Origin of the sequence: Geomicrobium halophilum, assembly GCF_014207655.1 — a bacterium.
In the GTDB taxonomy this organism is placed as follows: domain Bacteria; phylum Bacillota; class Bacilli; order Bacillales; family Marinococcaceae; genus Geomicrobium; species Geomicrobium halophilum.
This window is the reverse complement of the sequence record NZ_JACHHJ010000001.1, coordinates 348,393-365,062: the sequence shown is the minus strand read 5'-3', so window position 1 is coordinate 365,062 and position 16,670 is coordinate 348,393. Positions and strand designations below refer to the sequence as shown.

At 43.9% G+C, this 16,670-nt stretch carries 15 protein-coding genes; 9 read left to right on the top strand and 6 right to left on the bottom strand.

Features of this window, described 5'->3' with window-relative positions; translation table 11 throughout:
* The first annotated feature begins 11 nt into the window (after nucleotides 1-11).
* Nucleotides 12-911 carry a cation diffusion facilitator family transporter gene (locus HNR44_RS01735; protein ID WP_343069325.1) on the top strand — a complete coding sequence of 300 codons (900 nt, stop codon included), beginning with the start codon at nucleotides 12-14 and terminating at the stop codon, nucleotides 909-911.
* Between the two features lie 134 nt (nucleotides 912-1,045).
* On the opposite strand, the gene HNR44_RS01730 is transcribed toward HNR44_RS01735, so the two are convergent.
* The 4 genes from HNR44_RS01730 to HNR44_RS01715 form a co-directional block, all read right to left on the bottom strand.
* Complete coding sequence (locus HNR44_RS01730) at nucleotides 1,046-1,663, bottom strand: CPBP family intramembrane glutamic endopeptidase (RefSeq protein ID WP_184402402.1); 618 nt, start codon at nucleotides 1,661-1,663, stop codon at nucleotides 1,046-1,048.
* Between the two features lie 53 nt (nucleotides 1,664-1,716).
* A complete protein-coding gene (resA, locus tag HNR44_RS01725) occupies nucleotides 1,717-2,274 on the bottom strand; it encodes a thiol-disulfide oxidoreductase ResA (protein WP_184402401.1) in 558 nt (185 codons plus the stop codon).
* A gap of 81 nt (nucleotides 2,275-2,355) precedes the next feature.
* Nucleotides 2,356-4,383 carry a thioredoxin domain-containing protein gene (locus tag HNR44_RS01720; protein ID WP_184402400.1) on the bottom strand — a complete coding sequence of 676 codons (2,028 nt, stop codon included), beginning with the start codon at nucleotides 4,381-4,383 and terminating at the stop codon, nucleotides 2,356-2,358.
* Nucleotides 4,384-4,646: 263 nt separating this feature from the next.
* Nucleotides 4,647-5,633, bottom strand: a complete 987-nt coding sequence (locus tag HNR44_RS01715; protein ID WP_246406913.1) for a metal ABC transporter solute-binding protein, Zn/Mn family — start codon at nucleotides 5,631-5,633, stop codon at nucleotides 4,647-4,649.
* A 152-nt stretch (nucleotides 5,634-5,785) separates the two neighbouring features.
* Between HNR44_RS01715 and HNR44_RS01710 the strand changes: the two genes are divergently transcribed.
* From HNR44_RS01710 to HNR44_RS01675, 8 genes are all read left to right on the top strand, one after another.
* Nucleotides 5,786-6,721, top strand: a complete 936-nt coding sequence (locus HNR44_RS01710) for an AEC family transporter (RefSeq protein ID WP_184402399.1) — start codon at nucleotides 5,786-5,788, stop codon at nucleotides 6,719-6,721.
* 21 nt (nucleotides 6,722-6,742) lie between these two features.
* The gene (locus HNR44_RS01705; RefSeq protein WP_184402398.1) at nucleotides 6,743-7,306 is read left to right on the top strand and encodes a cysteine hydrolase family protein; all 564 of its coding nucleotides are present in this window, start codon (nucleotides 6,743-6,745) and stop codon (nucleotides 7,304-7,306) included.
* Between the two features lie 66 nt (nucleotides 7,307-7,372).
* Nucleotides 7,373-8,242, top strand: a complete 870-nt coding sequence (locus tag HNR44_RS01700; RefSeq protein WP_184402397.1) for an SMP-30/gluconolactonase/LRE family protein — start codon at nucleotides 7,373-7,375, stop codon at nucleotides 8,240-8,242.
* 709 nt (nucleotides 8,243-8,951) lie between these two features.
* Nucleotides 8,952-9,890: a metal ABC transporter solute-binding protein, Zn/Mn family gene (locus HNR44_RS01695; RefSeq protein ID WP_184402396.1), complete on the top strand. Its 939-nt coding sequence runs from the start codon at nucleotides 8,952-8,954 to the stop codon at nucleotides 9,888-9,890.
* Between the two features lie 43 nt (nucleotides 9,891-9,933).
* Nucleotides 9,934-10,686: a metal ABC transporter ATP-binding protein gene (locus tag HNR44_RS01690; RefSeq protein ID WP_184402395.1), complete on the top strand. Its 753-nt coding sequence runs from the start codon at nucleotides 9,934-9,936 to the stop codon at nucleotides 10,684-10,686.
* A complete protein-coding gene (locus tag HNR44_RS01685; protein ID WP_246406910.1) occupies nucleotides 10,679-11,977 on the top strand; it encodes an iron chelate uptake ABC transporter family permease subunit in 1,299 nt (432 codons plus the stop codon). Before HNR44_RS01690 ends, HNR44_RS01685 begins: the two co-directional genes overlap by 8 nt.
* On the top strand, nucleotides 11,974-12,864 hold the full coding sequence (locus tag HNR44_RS01680; RefSeq protein WP_184402394.1) for a metal ABC transporter permease: 891 nt from the start codon (nucleotides 11,974-11,976) through the stop codon (nucleotides 12,862-12,864). The genes HNR44_RS01685 and HNR44_RS01680 overlap by 4 nt, the downstream gene beginning before the upstream one ends.
* Nucleotides 12,865-12,984: 120 nt before the next feature.
* Nucleotides 12,985-14,163 (top strand): serine hydrolase domain-containing protein, encoded by a 1,179-nt coding sequence (locus HNR44_RS01675; protein ID WP_184402393.1) that lies wholly within the window; start codon nucleotides 12,985-12,987, stop codon nucleotides 14,161-14,163.
* A gap of 54 nt (nucleotides 14,164-14,217) precedes the next feature.
* Here the strand turns inward: HNR44_RS01675 and HNR44_RS01670 are convergent, their stop codons facing one another.
* Complete coding sequence (locus HNR44_RS01670) at nucleotides 14,218-14,928, bottom strand: hypothetical protein (RefSeq protein ID WP_184402392.1); 711 nt, start codon at nucleotides 14,926-14,928, stop codon at nucleotides 14,218-14,220.
* A gap of 28 nt (nucleotides 14,929-14,956) precedes the next feature.
* Nucleotides 14,957-16,657, bottom strand: coding sequence for a gamma-glutamyltransferase family protein (locus tag HNR44_RS01665; RefSeq protein ID WP_184402391.1), 1,701 nt, complete (start codon nucleotides 16,655-16,657; stop codon nucleotides 14,957-14,959).
* Between the last annotated feature and the right edge of the window lie 13 nt (nucleotides 16,658-16,670).

Genomic DNA, 16,670 nt, shown 5'->3' with positions numbered 1-16,670 from the left:
GAGGGATTTCAGTGACCCATTCTCATCATGGTCATCACCATGTGCATACAAACAATAAGAAAGCCCTTCTCCTTGCTCTCTTATTGATTTTCACCCTCGTACTTGCTGAGGTTATTGGCGCTCTTGTCACCAATAGTCTGGCACTTCTTGCTGATGCTACACATATGCTAAGTGATTTTTTTGCGATCGGCCTGGCACTTCTCGCTTTTAAAATCGGCGAACGTGGCTCAAGCAGGAGCAAGACGTTTGGCTACAAGCGCTTTGAGATCCTTGCGGCCCTTACCAACGGGGTACTGCTGATTGGAATTTCGATATTTGTCATTGGGCAAGCGATTCAACGTTTTTTTGCGCCGCCGGACGTTGCCGGAGCGGGTGTATTGTTAGTTGCAGGTATTGCTCTTATGATCAACTTACTCATCGCTTGGATTCTAATGCGTGGCGGAGATGTCAAAGAGAACTTGAATCTGAGAGGGGCCTTTTTGCATGTCCTCGGGGATATCCTTAGTACCATTGGGGTTCTGATTGCTGCGCTTTTGATTCTTTTATTTAATTGGACCCTCGCTGATCCAATCGTAAGCATGATGGTATCACTCATCATTTTAACCACCGGGTTTCGTATTACCAAAGATTCGGTCCATGTGCTGATGGAAGGAAAACCACCTTTGATTTCCTTGCAACATGTAGAAACACAACTAAAAGCGCTGCAGCATGTTAAGTCCGTACATGACTTACACTTGTGGTCCATCACTTCAGACTTCCCGTCATTAAGCTGTCACCTCGTTGTGGAGGACGGGATCAATCGTGATCAGTTATTGAAGAATGCTACACAAATGCTAAAAGAAGATTTTCACATTTCCCACACTGCCATTCAAATAGAAAGTGAATCGTACCTTTGCACGACAGGATGTTAGAAAACTTGGCTTTTCGCCAAGCTTTTATGGCGAAAGCCTTAATTGCACTTATGCAGATAAGAAAGTGATTTATACTTTCTGCAAAAAAATAAGTGGTCATTTTTTGGTACAAATGACCACTCACTTCGATACATTTATTCATCAGAAACTGCCTCTGATTCTAATTCATCCTCTAGTTGATTACGTAATTGCAGACCAAGAATAGCATTGTAGAGCGCGTGAGCGGCAATGGGTGCCCAAAGGGTGTAACTGAGTAAAAATAAGAACGCAAGCCAGAGTCCCATGACGAAGACAATCACGTGCATCAACGTTTTTCCCTTGTACTGAGGAATATGCAAGACAGTAAAGATCACAGCATTGAGAACGAGTACAATTGCTGTATTCCAATCATGAATGAACAGCCCCACAAGTGCACCCCTGAAAAGAAATTCCTCTGCCACTGCTGCCCCAAGCGCGATGGTAACAATGCCACCGCGGATGTGAGTAATTTTTTTCAGAAGTCGGGTCATTTCGTTTTCAGGAAGTTCCATATTTGTCATTTTCACAATTAATGTGACGATGAGCGCCATGACTCCACCGCTTGCGAGTCCAATCAACACATCAATACCAAATGATTCAAGTGCAAAAAGACTGCTTAAAAAAGAAAAAACTTCTCCCCAACGAAAAACAATCATTAAAACGAGGCCGAGCAAAATCATGAAGCCAAAGCTTTGCCACACGGCCAGAAGTAGACGTGAATTTGTCATCTTCATAAAGTATATCTCCTTCGGGTGAATGCTGCCTATACAAAAGAGAGACTGCTTCATTAGGAAGCAGCCGGGTCAATCATTCCCATAAAATCTTTTACATGTTGATGACTCATCCCACCTGTACGAACATGAATGACTTCTCCTTCTTCATCAATCAAATAGGTAGCCGGAAGTTCACCGACCCCGTACTGATCAAGTACATCACGATTTTCATCCATAAGTATTGGAAAATTAAGTTGGTGACGATCAGCAAATCGGTCGATGGTTAGCTCGGATTCACCGACATTAACGGCCAGAATTTCCACATCCTCATCCGCATATTCCTGATACTGTTCTTCCATATACGGCATTTCTTCTTCGCACGGCGGGCAATAAGTACCCCAAAAATTAAGGAATACTCCTTGACCTTCGTAATCTTCAAGCTCCACTCTTTCTCCATCCATATTCATTAACGTGAAATTCGGAGCTTGGCTTCCTTCCGAGACGACACTGGCTTCTGCTTCAATGAAATTCGTATAAAACACATATCCGACCGCAACGGTGAGTGTAAGTAATATAGCCGTACGCATAAACAATCGACGTCGTTTTTGTTTATACCTTTCTTGTTTATCCATGATTCACCTCTATCATGATGATTGCGTTATTTTTATATTCTCACATGAACACGGATATTATCAAGTGTTTTACCTTTGTTGTCAAAGGCTGTTAATAACCTGTTCGGCATCCGTCGTTGGGCGCTGGCATGCGAAGTTTTCACACAGATAATATGTCGTCTTGCCATCCAATGATGTAAAATCTTTCGCGAAGGTTGGTATATACTCATCGCTTTCTTTTACGACCAGCGGCTGAATATGCGGTATAAAAGTTGTCCTTACATGCTTTACCACATCATCTTCATCTAACGTATGATCATTTCCCTTTACAATCACTAACGTTTTTCCCCGCCATTCTTGCATAAGAAGCGCCTGCAGTAAATGCAAATGACCAATAGGATAATGCTCCAACCGCCAGCTTGCTGTACGCAAAAGATTATGGACATCATCGAACAACGATTGATCAGCCACAATCTCCGCTAACCGCAAAAGCTGGATACTAGCGACAGAATTTCCGGATGGCGAGGCACCGTCTGACCATGATGACGGGCGCGTCAGTAACGTTTCTGCGTCTGTTCCGGTAAAATAAAAACCACCTTGATCAGTTTCAAAAAGCCGTTTTAGATCCTGGGCGATCCTCCTTGCCTTTTCTAAATAGGAGGCTTCGTAAGTGGCGTGATAGAGCTCCAGGCTTGCCCAAAGGAAATTGGCGTAATCATCGATAAAACCCTTTTCTTTCACTTCCCCATCGCGATAGCGGACCATTAACCGGCCATCAACGATTAAATTAGACTCCAGAAAATGAAAGGCTTTCTCTGCAGCCGCTGTGTAAGCAGGCATTTGTAAAGCGGCTCCTGCTTTTGCAAATGCCGCAATCGCGTATCCATTCCAGCTCATCAATATTTTATCATCTTTGTGCGGATGCATTCGCCGCTCACGTGCCGCAAATAACTGGGCACGGCATTCTTGCAATCGTTTTTCAAGCATTTCTTGCGACAAGCTGTGCTTTGCAGCCACTTTTTCCTGATCGACTTCCAATTGATTAGGAATGCTTTTGCCTTCGAAATTGCCCGCTTCACTAATATTATAAGCTTCGCAAAACAACGCTGCTTCTCTCCCGAGAACCTCTTCAACCTCTGACTTCGTCCAGACGTAAAATTTCCCTTCTACGCCTTCAGAATCGGCATCTTCAGCGGAATGAAAGCCGCCGCTCTCATCACGCATCCCGCGCATTAAGTAATTTAAGATTTCTTCTGTCGTTCTTTTGTAAAGCGAATCACCCGTAAGCTGATAGGCTTCGGTGTAGGCAAGTGCCAACAGGCTGTTGTCATAGAGCATTTTTTCAAAGTGAGGGACGAGCCAACGCTCATCAACCGAATAGCGGGCGAAACCACCGCCAACATGATCGTAAATGCCCCCCTTGCGCATCTGTCTTAACGTCTTTGTGGCCATCTCCAACGCACCAGAATTACCGGCCCAGGAAGCATACCTTAAGAGATACAGAATTTGTTGCGGCATCGGGAATTTCGGCTCCCCTTTAAGTCCGCCATCCACTTCATCAAATTGTTCCTCTAGTTGAGCAAATCCTTGTTCAAGCGTATGTTTGCCAATTTCTTCCTGATCTTCGCTGAATCCTTGAGAAAGTGCCTGTTGCACACGACTGGCCACATCAGCAATTTTATCCTGATTATTATGGAATTGCTCTGCGATTTGAGGCAAGGCATCGAGCATCCCCGGAATTTGATAGCGGCTTTTCTTCGGAAAATACGTGCCTACATAGAACGGCGCCTGATCCGGGGTAAGAAAAGCGGTTAATGGCCAGCCACCGTGCCCATTCATCGCCTGACAGGCATCCATATAAATGGAATCAATATCGGGGCGCTCTTCACGATCCACTTTGATCGAAATATAATCTTGATTCAAAAGTGCTGCCACTTCTTCATCTTCAAATGACTCATTGGCCATGACGTGGCACCAATGGCAAGAGCTGTACCCTATGGATAAAAAAACGGGCTTATTTTCCTTTTTAGCTCTGTCAAACGCTTCTTCACCCCAAGGATACCAATCTACAGGATTATGTGCATGTTCTAATAAATACGGTGATTTTTCATCAATTAAACGATTTGGCATTTATTAACCTTCCTTTCTTCTCTTTTTACTATAAACGAAAAGACGCCATTCCAAACAAAGAACGACGTCCTAATTTTATTGATCAAGTTATCTTGTAAAGTCCGGGAAAAATAGCGGCTGTATCTCTTCGTCGACTTGCTCCTGCGCGCCTCACGTATCTTCGTGAGAAGTGAATGCTGTCGTGGTGCAAGCAGGATGCTCGCAACAGTTGCGTCTTCTCGAACGACTCGGATCTTTTTGTCCTCCAGCAGTCTCACCTGCAGCTATTCATTTAATGCTGTTTCCAGTGTTTCAATGTTCATCCTCATCATACTGAAGTAGTCTTCATCGTTTTCCATATCTTTTTCAGAGACCGATTCCATGTTCCTCAAAACGAGACCTTCTGCACCGATCTCCTCTTGGATCACTTCTGTTGTCGTACTGCTTACATTATTTTCAAAGACGACATATTCCAGGTTGTTTTCATCAGCCAATTCCACGATTTCCACGAGCTCTGATTGCGATGGTTCTTCATTGGAGGAAAGACCCAAAACGCTAAGTTGTTCTAAACCGTAACGGTCCTCCCAATAACCATAAGCGGCATGGGATACAATCATTTCGTTATGATCGGCTTCGTCAAACGTCAGTTGTAACTCCTGGTCCAATTCTTCTAAATCATCCTGAAGTGATTTGAAGTTTTCTGTGAAATATTCTTCATGTTCAGGCTGAAGTTCTACGAGTGTTTCTTTAATACTTTCAGCAAGCTCAATACTTCGAATCGGATCTAGGAAAATATGGGGGTCACCATCTCCGTGTTCATGATCGTGTTCATGATCGTGTTCGTGATCGTGTTCGTGATCGTGTTCGTGATCATCATCGTGGTCATGCGTACCTCCGATTAAATCTATATCCTGACCCACAGGTTCGACAAGAACATCTTCATCAGCAAGAATGCCTTCGGCTTGTTCAGCAAAGCCCTCCATTCCAACCCCGGAATACATAAAAGCATCCCCTTCGGCAAGTTCGATAAGTTCATTTGCTGTCGGTTCAAAAGTATGGGCATCCGTATTCGGCGGATAAATACTTTCCGCTTCTACATATTCACCTCCGATTTTCGACGCGAAATCTTCCAATGCAAACACGGTCGTATGAATCATTAAAGGCTCAGAGCCAGAGGCATCATTGTCACCTGAACCTTCTTCCTGGCAACCGGTAAGTACACTTCCAATAACAACAGATACCATAGGAAAAGTAAACTTTTTCATATTCATTCATCACACCTACGTTATAAATAGTAATCATTACGATTAAAGATTAGCGGATCTTAACTCATTTGTCAATATGAATACCCCCTCTACATTTGACTATCTATCTAGTATAATAGATATTCAGAATATTATTTCATAGAAGAGGATTAACAATAATGGATACAGCAACAGTCACACTCGCTATCGCTACAATGGCCGTCATTATTATTCTAGGTGCTGGATTCGCCTTTCGATTTCCCATTACCATCGAAGTCAAACAACTTTTCATGGGGATTATTATTAATATCGCGGTTCCTTCCATCATATTAAATGGTGTTTTCAATACAGAACTTACGGATGAAATTATGCAGCAAGTGTTGATCGTATTTGGATTTTCAATCGTGTTCAATGTCTTCGCCGTATTTTTTTCCTTTTTGATTGGAAAAATCTTTCGCTTCCAGACGTCCATGGCGAAAAAACTTGCTATACTCGCCGCCTTTGGGAATTCAGGTTTTATTGGCGTTCCCCTTTGCGCGACGATATTTGGGCCGATCGGCGGCTTACTAGCCGCGGTCTTCGACGCCGGGCTCGATGTCGTCCTTTTTTCCGTCGGTGTTTATTTTTTACAATCACATGGTAGCTTTGATTTTAGACACCTTAAAGCAATGATTAATGCCCCCTTAATTGCAATTACTGCAGGATTATTGTTTGCGATCAGCGGATTAAATGCCCCCGTGCTCCTGCAAGATCTAACCAGTATGCTTTCCAGCATTGCTGCGCCGCTTGCGATGCTCTACATCGGGTTTTTGCTGCCGCCGTTTTTTCAGAAAGGACAATCGTTCATTTTTCCGCAGTTATGGTTTCCGATATCCATGCGCTTGCTTCTCATTCCAGCGATCAGCGTTACAGTTATTACGTTTTTGCCCCTTGATCATTTTTTGCAGCAAATTTTTGTCATATTGACGGCAATGCCGACGTTTATGCTTGCAACCGTCCTCTTTTCCAGATATACAAATGTGGAAGATACATCGGTGATGACAGTGATTTATTCGACGATTCTTTGTCTCGGTACGATTCCAATTGTCGTCCTCTTTGCCAATTTCATTTCTTAACACTACTGGAGGTTGGTTTCGATGAAAGAAGCATTAATTGTGGTGGATTATACAAATGATTTTGTTGCCAGTGACGGAAAGCTTACTTGCGGTGAACCAGGGCAAAACATTGAGGAACGGTTAGCCGCTGTTTTGCTTGATTTTCATCAAAATGAAAAGGATATCTTTTTCGCGGTTGATGTACACGAAGAAAATGATCTGTACCACCCTGAGACGAGTTTATTCCCTCCGCATAATATTCGCGGAACAAACGGCCGTCAGCAATACGGGCGTGTGCAATCATTTATCGATATTTTTGGAGAAGAATGGCCGAACCACCTTCATTGGTTGGATAAAACACGCTACAGCGCATTTGCGGGGACACCCCTGGAACTTAAATTAAGAGAAAGAGGTGTAACGGATCTCCACCTTGTCGGTGTCTGTACAGATATTTGTATCCTCCATACAGCCATTGATGGATATAATCGCGGCTTTGGGCTCGTGATCCATAAAGATGCCGTACAAAGTTTCAATGCAAAAGGCCACGCTTGGGCGCTTGATCATTTTCAACATTGTCTCGGGGCAAGTGTAGTCTCAGGAATGTAATCCCGTTTATCCCTGCTTCATAAGGGGTATGTCTACACAAAGAGCTTTAAGAGGAGGAAACCATTCATGAATAGTGCCACTTGTGTGCAAGATCTAAAATCTGATCTTGGGGAGGGGCCGGTATGGAATGAGAAGAAGCAAACGCTGTACTGGGTAGATATTAACGGACAAAAAATTCATAAATGGAAAATGAAGCAGGACCAACAGATCGCTTATCATCTCCCAGAAAAAGTGGGGTGTCTCGCGATCCGAGAACAAGGTGGTCTTCTCCTTGCTATGGAAAACGGTTTTTATTTTTTTGATGAATCCACGGAAGAATTAACTGCTATAAACGACACGGAAGAAAGTCTTTCGTACAACCGTTTTAATGATGGGAAACCTGATCCTGTTGGCCGCTTTTATGCCGGCACCATCTCTTCGACGAAGGGGAATGCCTCCTTTTACTGTTTGGATAAGAATCTAAAGACGTCCCGTATGTTCAGTGGAGTCACTAACTCTAATGGGTTAGCATGGAGTCCCGATGAGACGAAGCTGTACTATATTGACACCCCCACCAAAAAAGTAACTGTGCATGATTATGACCCTAGCACTGGTAAGCTAACAAACGGTGTGACTTGCATCACAGTTCCCGAGGGAATAGGAAAGCCTGATGGCATGACGATTGATGAAGAAGGAATGGTCTGGATCGCATTCTTCGGTGGCAGTTGTGTCGGTCGGTTTAACCCTCAATCCGGCGAATGGCTAAAGAAAATTGATATCCCCGCCAGCCAAGTCACCTCCTGCACATTCGGAGGTACAGATCTGCAAACGCTCTACATTACAACTGCTCGTAAAGATTTAACAGAAGCCGACCTGGATAAAGAACCCCTTGCCGGTGGATTATTTGCCTATAATACCAATATTCGCGGCATGCCTAGTTATCGATTCAAAGGGTAAAATTCGTGTTCCTGAATGAATGTTGAATGCTGAGAGTACCTTTGACCCTTTAAATGCAGCGAAAATCAAAATAGGATACGGTAAGAACAGAATGGGTGTACCCGGTGACGGGTGCACTTTTTTACAAATTTGGACGCCACTATTCTGACGTTCCTTCCCATCAGAATCATCATTTTCCCCTCTGCCATCATGAGGTAGCATGGCGATGAAAGCGTTGACTCTTCCCCTCTTCAACGCCATTTTGCAATGGAAAAACACAAAGTGATCACCGGAGTCCATGACAGTAAGACCTAAAACCGGGAATTAGTCCTGAACGAGGTGGAGATCTAAAAAAGAACGATGCCAGAGTGCGGGGTCTACCGAGTGAAAAGTTCTTGGGCGAATGATCGAGCGCAAGCGAAACGGGATTCGGCGCGGGGCGTGGTTTTTTCGGCGCAGCAACACGTTTATTCAGCGTACGACCTAGATAATTCGGCGTGCTAGGCATTTTATTCAGCGCTTAAGGAACTTATTCAACGCGGCGCGCAGCAGAAAGAACTTCTGTCACGGAGCGCTAGTCCCTGGCTTAATTGGGTTGTCCCTTTTTAAATATACGTTGACATATTTATTTTTAAAGCGTACGATATAAGCAGAAGTTGCGCAAGGGCAAAAATAATTGCTTGCGCAAAATTGTTTGTCCGTAGCAAATCTGTAAAAAGGGGAATAATAGATGAAAAGATCAGCAATTTTTCTCTCTACTGTGATCACGAGCATTGGGCTTCTCGTTGCCTGTAACGATGAGGAAACAGAAACGGCTACCATTGAAGATGGGGACGTCGTGCAGGTGACGACGACGACTTCGCAAATCCACGACATTGTTGAAAATGTCGGGGGTGAGCGTGTCGAATCCACCCCGTTAATGGGACCTGGTGTTGACCCTCACGTTTACCAGGCTTCTCAAGGGGATATACAATTGCTTAATGAAGCTGATATTCTTTTTTATAATGGTTTAAACTTAGAAGCAAATATGGTAGATATGATGGATGACCTCGGCACTGAAAAGCCAGTGTACGCCCTTGGCGAAAGTATCCCTGATACTGAACTTAAAGAAGATGAAGAAGAAGCCGGGAAACCTGATCCGCACATTTGGTTTGATATCGACCTCTGGTCTCACGCAGTTGAAGAGGTCAGAGATGGGTTAATTGCCCTCGACCCTGATCACGAGAGCGAATATACAGAAAATGCCGATGAATATCTTGATGAGCTGGCGGAGTTACAGGAGTGGGCCAACCAAGAAGTTGAAAAAGTTGATGAGGAAAGCCGTGTGCTTGTCACTGCTCATGATGCCTTTCAATATTTTGGAGATACTATGGGCTTTGAAGTCCTTGGTCTTCAGGGACTAAGTACGGATGCTGAATATGGATTAAACGACGTACAACAGATTATCGACGTGATGATTGAACAGGATGTTGGGGCTATTTTTGCCGAAACGAGTGTCTCCGATAGCTCCGTCCAAGCCGTTATCGAAGGTGCCGGACAGCGGGGACATGAAGTTGAACATGGCGGCGAACTCTATTCTGATGCCATGGGAGAACCAGGAACAGAAGAAGGGACATATATCGGCATGTATCGATCGAATGTCAATCAAATCGTGGATGCGTTACAGTAGCTGTCCAGTAAGAACAAGGGGATGTTAAAAGGAGCGTAACACCATGAACCCAATAACTGCGAATAATATTACGGTTGCGTATCACCGCAAACCCGTACTTCAAAGTGTAAGTTTTGAAGCACCTGAAGGGAAACTCATAGGAATCATTGGTCCCAATGGTGCGGGCAAATCAACATTATTAAAATCGATTCTCGGGCTCGTACCTAAGGCTTCTGGAGACGTAAATATTTATGGGAAAACGTATCGAAAACAGCGCCAAATCGTCGGTTATGTCCCGCAACGGGGTTCTGTTGACTGGGATTTCCCGACGAGTGCTCTTGACGTGGTACTCATGGGCCGTTACAGACAAATCGGGTTATTTCGAAGACCCAAAAAAAATGATGTTAAAGAGGCCATGTCTTGTCTGGAAAAAGTCGGGATGGAGCAGTATGCAAACCGGCAAATCAGTCAACTCTCCGGCGGCCAGCAACAACGGGTCTTTCTTGCACGGGCGCTTGCACAAAATGCTCACATCTACTTTATGGATGAACCATTTATCGGCGTTGATGCCGCCACGGAAAAAGCGATCGTCCAGTTATTAAGTGAGCTAAGAGAGCAGGGGAAAACAGTCATTGTCGTCCATCATGACTTGCAAACAGTGAAAGATTACTTTGATTGGGTTATGCTTTTAAACGTTCGTAAGATTGCTTTTGGGCCAACAAATGAAACCTTTACCTCCGACTTATTGCAAAAAACGTATGGTGGAAAGTTAACATTTCTTGACCAAAAAGAGGAAGAAGGGGTCCCCTTTGCTTAATTTACTCATGGACCCGAACACCCAATGGGTATTATTCGGTACAACCTTACTTGGAATAACCAGCGGTGTACTCGGGAGTTTTGCCCTATTACGCAGGCAAAGCCTCATCGGGGACGCCATGAGTCACGCAGCTCTCCCCGGAATATGTATCGCATTTCTCATCACCGGTGAAAAAATGATGGGCGCACTTTTACTCGGGGCCGGTATCTCTGCTTATATAGGCACATACTGCATTCAGGCGATTGTTCGTCATACACGTTTAAAGATGGATACCGCAATTGGACTTATCCTATCTGTTTTTTTCGGGGTCGGCATCGTACTCATGACCTTTATTAATAGACTTCCATCCGGCAATCAAAGTGGTCTAGATGAGTTTATTTTTGGGCAAGCGGCTGCTATGGTGAGTGGGGATGTACGTGTCATAGCCATTGTTGCAGTGATTTTACTAGTCATTACCCTTTTGCTCTTTAAAGAATTGAAATTATTAATCTTTGATCGGGAGTTTGCTCAAGGACTTGGTCTGCCTACGACCGTTCTAAATGGATTATTAATGACGATGATTGTTACTGCCGTTGTGATTGGGCTTCAGGCTGTCGGGGTGGTTTTAATGGCCGCAATGCTAATCGCTCCGCCGATCACCGCCCGTTATTGGACGAATCGCCTAGATCATATGGTGATTATATCAGGACTTGTCGGCGCTCTTTCTGGAGGCCTTGGAACATTTATCTCAGCTCCGATTACTGGCATGCCAACCGGGCCGCTGATTGTAGTTTCCGCTTGTACGTTGTTTTTGATCTCGCTTGTGATTGCTCCGGAAAGAGGGTTATTCGTAAAAGCCTGGCGTTTATATCAACTGCGTAAGCGAACCGCTCAAGAACAGATATTACAAAGTCTTTATGAACGGACGGAAGAACAATATGAAAAAACGGAAACAATTGATGCTTTTTCGCGTGAGGCGCTAGAGGCACTACGTCCTTTATCAGACTTTAGATTTAAGAAGGCGGTAGCGAACTTGCAAAAATCAGGTGATGTGGAGGCCTATAAAAATGGCTATTCTTTAACTCTATCTGGCTGTGAACGCGCCCATCGTGTGACCCTTAACAATCGCTTGATGCAAATGTATGCCATGCATGAACTCCAATTTGCCAGCCTGCCAATGGAACACTACAATTGGGATTTCCTATCGATCCCTGAAGATGACCGTAATAGCTTAGATCATTTATTGAAAGAGCATCAGTTGCAGCCAAAATTACTGCACAGGCTTCCTGAAACGGAGAGGATAAACCGATGACATATACATTCTGGATCCTTTTAACCGCCTCTCTCGTTGGCATCAGTTGTGGGATCGTCGGGGTCCTTCTCATCTTAAGAAAAATGGCAATGCTTTCTGATGCCATTAGTCATACTGTTCTACTGGGAATTATTTCCTCCTATCTAATTACGAATTCACTCGACGGCTTCTATATGTTCATTGGTGCTGCCATCGTCGGTGTACTCACAACAGTGTTCGTACAACTGCTAAACTCTGCAGGCGTACAATCGGATGCAGCCATTGGGGTCGTTTTCACATTCCTTTTCGCCATTGGGGTCATTCTCGTTTCTATGTTTGCGCGGGACGTTCACATAGATGTAGAACATTCTATCATGGGAGAGATTGCTTTCATCCCCTGGATGACTGTGGATTGGTTTGGGATTGAGGGCATACCTCAAGCTGTTTGGATGCTCGGCTTTGTCCTTATTATTGACCTGTTTCTGATCCTCCTTTTATATAAAGAATTTAAACTCAGTTCTTTCGACCCGGGTCTTGCAGCAGCACTTGGTCTTCCTGTCGGTCTCCTTCATTATGTGCTGATGGGGATGACATCTATCACAGCCGTTGCATCTTTTGACGCTGTTGGTGCGATTCTTGTCGTTGCGATGTTGATTGCCCCAGGGGCAACCGCATATTTATTGACAGAGCGACTACACATGATGTTTATCCTCAGTGCAGTATTTGGTGTTATAGCAGCCGTTACGGGCTATTTCATTGCTGCCTGGCTCAATGCATCCATCGCCGGAATGATGGCGACGATGGCAGGGGTTCTATTCTTACTTGCCTTTATTTTCTCCCCCACCCACGGGATCATCGCCAAACGATTTTCACAAAGGAAAATTCAACAAGTTGACATTGAAACCTGAGTGTATGAACACTCAGGTTTCCTGCTTTTAAACACGATGGATAGGTATATTTCTATCATTGGACAATCCGTAATAAAAACGCTATCGTAAAAAGTAAATGATCGGAGGGATCACATTACGATGGGAAAATTAAAAAAAGCAAGCGCCATTGGATTTACGGCAGCTGCTCTATACACTGTGACACAAGCAGCAAAGAACTGGAACGCCCTTACCTTATTTCATGAACATAAGCGTGCCCACCATTTTCGCCATATGGATCAAGTGCTACCCAGTGCAACGATCCGCCGAGCCGAGAAACCTTTTTCTTTTCAAGAAAATATAAGCTCCTTTACTTTACCGGATACATATTCGTTTAAAGGCGAAACAAAGCGGTTAAACAATTGGCTTGCAGATACTGACACGACGGGCTTTCTCGTCATTAAAGATGACGAGATCATCTCTGAGTCTTACTTTCAGGGGAGTGATCGCACATCAAAATTCACATCATGGTCGATGGCCAAATCAGTGATTTCTGCAATGATTGGAATCGCAATTGCTGAAGGCCGGATAAGCAGTATCCATGATCCTATTACCGATTACGTTCCAGAACTTACCGGAAGCGGATATGAAAACGTTCCCATCGAACATGCACTGATGATGGCTTCCGGGGTCCATTTCAATGAAAACTATCATCAGATCTTTTCTGATATTAAACAAGTGTTTTACCATATACTCATTTTTAACCGATCGATAGACCATTATATGAAAAAAATAAAATCTTCGCGGCCATCTGGCGAACGTTTCGCTTATGTAAGCATGGATACCCAAGTGCTTGGTATGATTATCCGTAATGTCACAGGGATGGAGCCTTCTCAATATCTAGAAAGAAAAATATGGCAGGAAATCGGTACAGAATATGATGCTTTCTGGAATCAAGACCGTTTAGGCACGGACTTGTCATTTTGCGGGCTAAATGCAACCTTACGTGATTATGCAAAAATCGGCCGTCTATATCAACAGAAAGGATACTGGTTAGGTAAACAGATCATCCCCCAATATTGGGTCGAAGCATCAACGACCTCAACAGCGGCGCACCTGAAAGACAATCAGACACTTGGCTACCAATATCAATGGTGGGTCCCCCACCATGAAAATAAAGATTTTCTTGCCATTGGAATCTGGGGACAATACATTTATGTGCATCCTGATCAAAATACAATCATCGTGAAGACAAGCATCGATGCTGACTTTGAAGATCATGAACTCGAAACCATAGCGGTTTTTCGTGAAATCACGCGACATTTGTCGGAACAGGATTAAGGAAAGATTTATCAACAAAAGAGCATTCCTCCCATCGGGAAGAATGCTCTTTTTTTACGCATCAGTAAAGTAATGCAAAAATGATTCACTAACGTCTTCCGGATCCGCCTGTGTGAAAGCAGGATTATCTCCCCCCACACTATAAGGATTCACATATTGAATGTCTTCCTCTTCAGCAAATGTAACCCATTCCTGAGAGTTTCTAGTAGGGATTTTCAAGACCGGATAACCATCGAATTCATTAATGATCTGATTTGTCAATTGCAGCGTTTGCTCCATCGGCAAAATTCCGGCATCCGTATGGGCCAGAGGCTCATAAATGACAACATCATAATTTTGTAACTCTGTCCATCCTTCCTGTTGCACAAAATCCACTGAAGAGGTGTTATGATCCATATCTTCCATTGAGATGTTCTGCACATCAAAACTGGTGGCTCCGTAATAGGATTCTAACCCTTCAGCGAACTGATCCGTCCAATCATCACTCTCTTGGGTCTCAGAAGCGAAAACTACAGCGACTTCAATCGGGTCACCTTCTAAGAATTGATTCATAACATCTTGAGCTTCGTCTTCAAAGCGTTCGTTATTAAACGTGGATTGTAAGGTCGCTAATCGTTCCTCTTGTTCTTCCTGTTGTTCAGTGAATTCTTCAATCGATTCTTCTTCTTCTACACTAAGCGTATCTTCATATTGTAAGCTATAAAGGGTGAAGACAAGTATAACAACAATAACAAAGGGGAGTATTCTTTTTAACATTTTCTGCATCGTTCTCTCCTCATTTACCTTCACTTATTTAATCAAGAACGCGGCGTTGATCTTCTGCTGATTCAACGGTTCCTTCTTCATGGTTAACGGTTAGATCAATGATCCCGCCGAAGAAAACACTCGTATCTTCGTTTTCTATAGTGTTATACCCATACTCTTGCAATTCAGCTCTGCTCTCATCATCCCCCCAACTGCCTTCCATTTGTATCTGGTCTTCTTCAGTAATATCATCTTCTTCATGAACAAAACGGGGGTATTCCATTGCCTCATCAATGTCATTAAAACGTTCTGTATTAATGATTACTTGGCTTAAAATTTGTGGAATCCTTCTCCCGCCTGGGCTCCCTATACCCATAACTTCCTGTTGATCATCACTGATAATAATCGATGGTGCGATGAAACTACGCGCACGTTTATGGGGTTCATATGCATTCGGAGAGGTTTCACTTTCAGCAAAGTTACTCATTTGGTTATTGAGAAAAAATCCAGCCTCCGTCATTTGACCAGAACCAAAGAAATTACTAAGTGTATTTGTCGCTGAAACCATTCGGCCTTCATCGTCAACAACGACAATATGGGTGGTATTGGAATGATCATTTATTTCAGCAGGGGCATCAAGTTGATCCATTCCCATGCTCACTTGAGAACTGTTGATCTCATTAGCTAACTGGTTCGTCCATTCTTCACTTGTTAATTCATTGGTATTAATATCTGTATGACTTGGATCTCCGATTTCTGAGAGCCGATCCGAATATGCTTGCTTTTTAATTTCTGTAAATAGGTGGGCGAATGAAGCAGAGTCTGGTTCTACATCCCCAACCTGCAGCTGTTCAGCCATTTGCAACATTTGGATGAACGTTACTCCGGAAGTCGGAGGAGCGGAAGAATAGACTTGGTGTCCATAGAATTCTCCCGAAGCCGGTTCTTCTTCATCCAACACTTCATAAGCCGCCAAATCCTCTTCGGTTATACTCGAGGTATCTTCTGCTGCAATTTCAGAAGCCAACTGGCCTGTATAAAATTCTTCAAACCCATGATCCCTTAGGTGAGTTAACGTTTCTGCAAGGTCAGGTTGTTCAAGTGGTTCTCCTTCTCGAATGGGACGATCGTTGGGATAAAAAGGTTCTGCAGCTGATTGATCAATCCGGCCATCTGGATCTTCCAGGGTGCCTGCATAAAACAGCCGGTTGGCTAACATGGGATCAACATCAAATCCTTCTTCCGCCAACTCAATTGAAGGATTAACCAGGCGTTCCATATCGAGAGAACCATGGTCCTCATGAATCTGATCCATTCCTTTCAAAAAACCTGGCGTTCCTGCAAAGTTGATAACATCTTCATTATTCTCAACAGACGGTGACATTTCCCGATAATCATAGTAATGCGGTGTCTCTGATGGATCGTCAAGGATCAACATCGCTCCGCCCCCGCCAATACCTGAACCGAATGGTTCAACAACTCCAAGGGCTAGAGATATAGCAATCGCAGCATCAACGGCGTTTCCCCCATCTTGAAGAACTTCCTCTCCAACTTCTTGAGCGAGTGGATGCGATGTGCTGACACCAACATCTCCATCAAAATCGACTTGTCCTCCATCTTCACCATCGTCCGCGCTGAATTCCGTATCATTATCAGCCTGCTCTTCACCGTCATCTTGACCAATTAGATAGCCGATGACTACCAATAGGAGCGCAGCCATCGACAAAACCACTGTCATTTTACGTGACAAATCGCGACCTCCT

Excerpts from the sequence above, each read along its gene's own strand:
- HNR44_RS01705 (WP_184402398.1), top strand. The coding sequence starts at position 6,743 with ATGAAAGAAGCATTAATTGTGGTGGATTATACAAATGATTTTGTTGCC.
- resA (WP_184402401.1), bottom strand. The coding sequence starts at position 2,274 with ATGGATAAACAAGAAAGGTATAAACAAAAACGACGTCGATTGTTTATG.
- HNR44_RS01715 (WP_246406913.1), bottom strand. The coding sequence starts at position 5,633 with ATGAATATGAAAAAGTTTACTTTTCCTATGGTATCTGTTGTTATTGGA.
- HNR44_RS01710 (WP_184402399.1), top strand. The coding sequence starts at position 5,786 with ATGGATACAGCAACAGTCACACTCGCTATCGCTACAATGGCCGTCATT.
- HNR44_RS01690 (WP_184402395.1), top strand. The coding sequence starts at position 9,934 with ATGAACCCAATAACTGCGAATAATATTACGGTTGCGTATCACCGCAAA.
- HNR44_RS01700 (WP_184402397.1), top strand. The coding sequence starts at position 7,373 with ATGAATAGTGCCACTTGTGTGCAAGATCTAAAATCTGATCTTGGGGAG.
- HNR44_RS01720 (WP_184402400.1), bottom strand. The coding sequence starts at position 4,383 with ATGCCAAATCGTTTAATTGATGAAAAATCACCGTATTTATTAGAACAT.
- HNR44_RS01695 (WP_184402396.1), top strand. The coding sequence starts at position 8,952 with ATGAAAAGATCAGCAATTTTTCTCTCTACTGTGATCACGAGCATTGGG.
- HNR44_RS01675 (WP_184402393.1), top strand. The coding sequence starts at position 12,985 with ATGGGAAAATTAAAAAAAGCAAGCGCCATTGGATTTACGGCAGCTGCT.
- HNR44_RS01670 (WP_184402392.1), bottom strand. The coding sequence starts at position 14,928 with ATGCAGAAAATGTTAAAAAGAATACTCCCCTTTGTTATTGTTGTTATA.
- HNR44_RS01680 (WP_184402394.1), top strand. The coding sequence starts at position 11,974 with ATGACATATACATTCTGGATCCTTTTAACCGCCTCTCTCGTTGGCATC.
- HNR44_RS01730 (WP_184402402.1), bottom strand. The coding sequence starts at position 1,663 with ATGAAGATGACAAATTCACGTCTACTTCTGGCCGTGTGGCAAAGCTTT.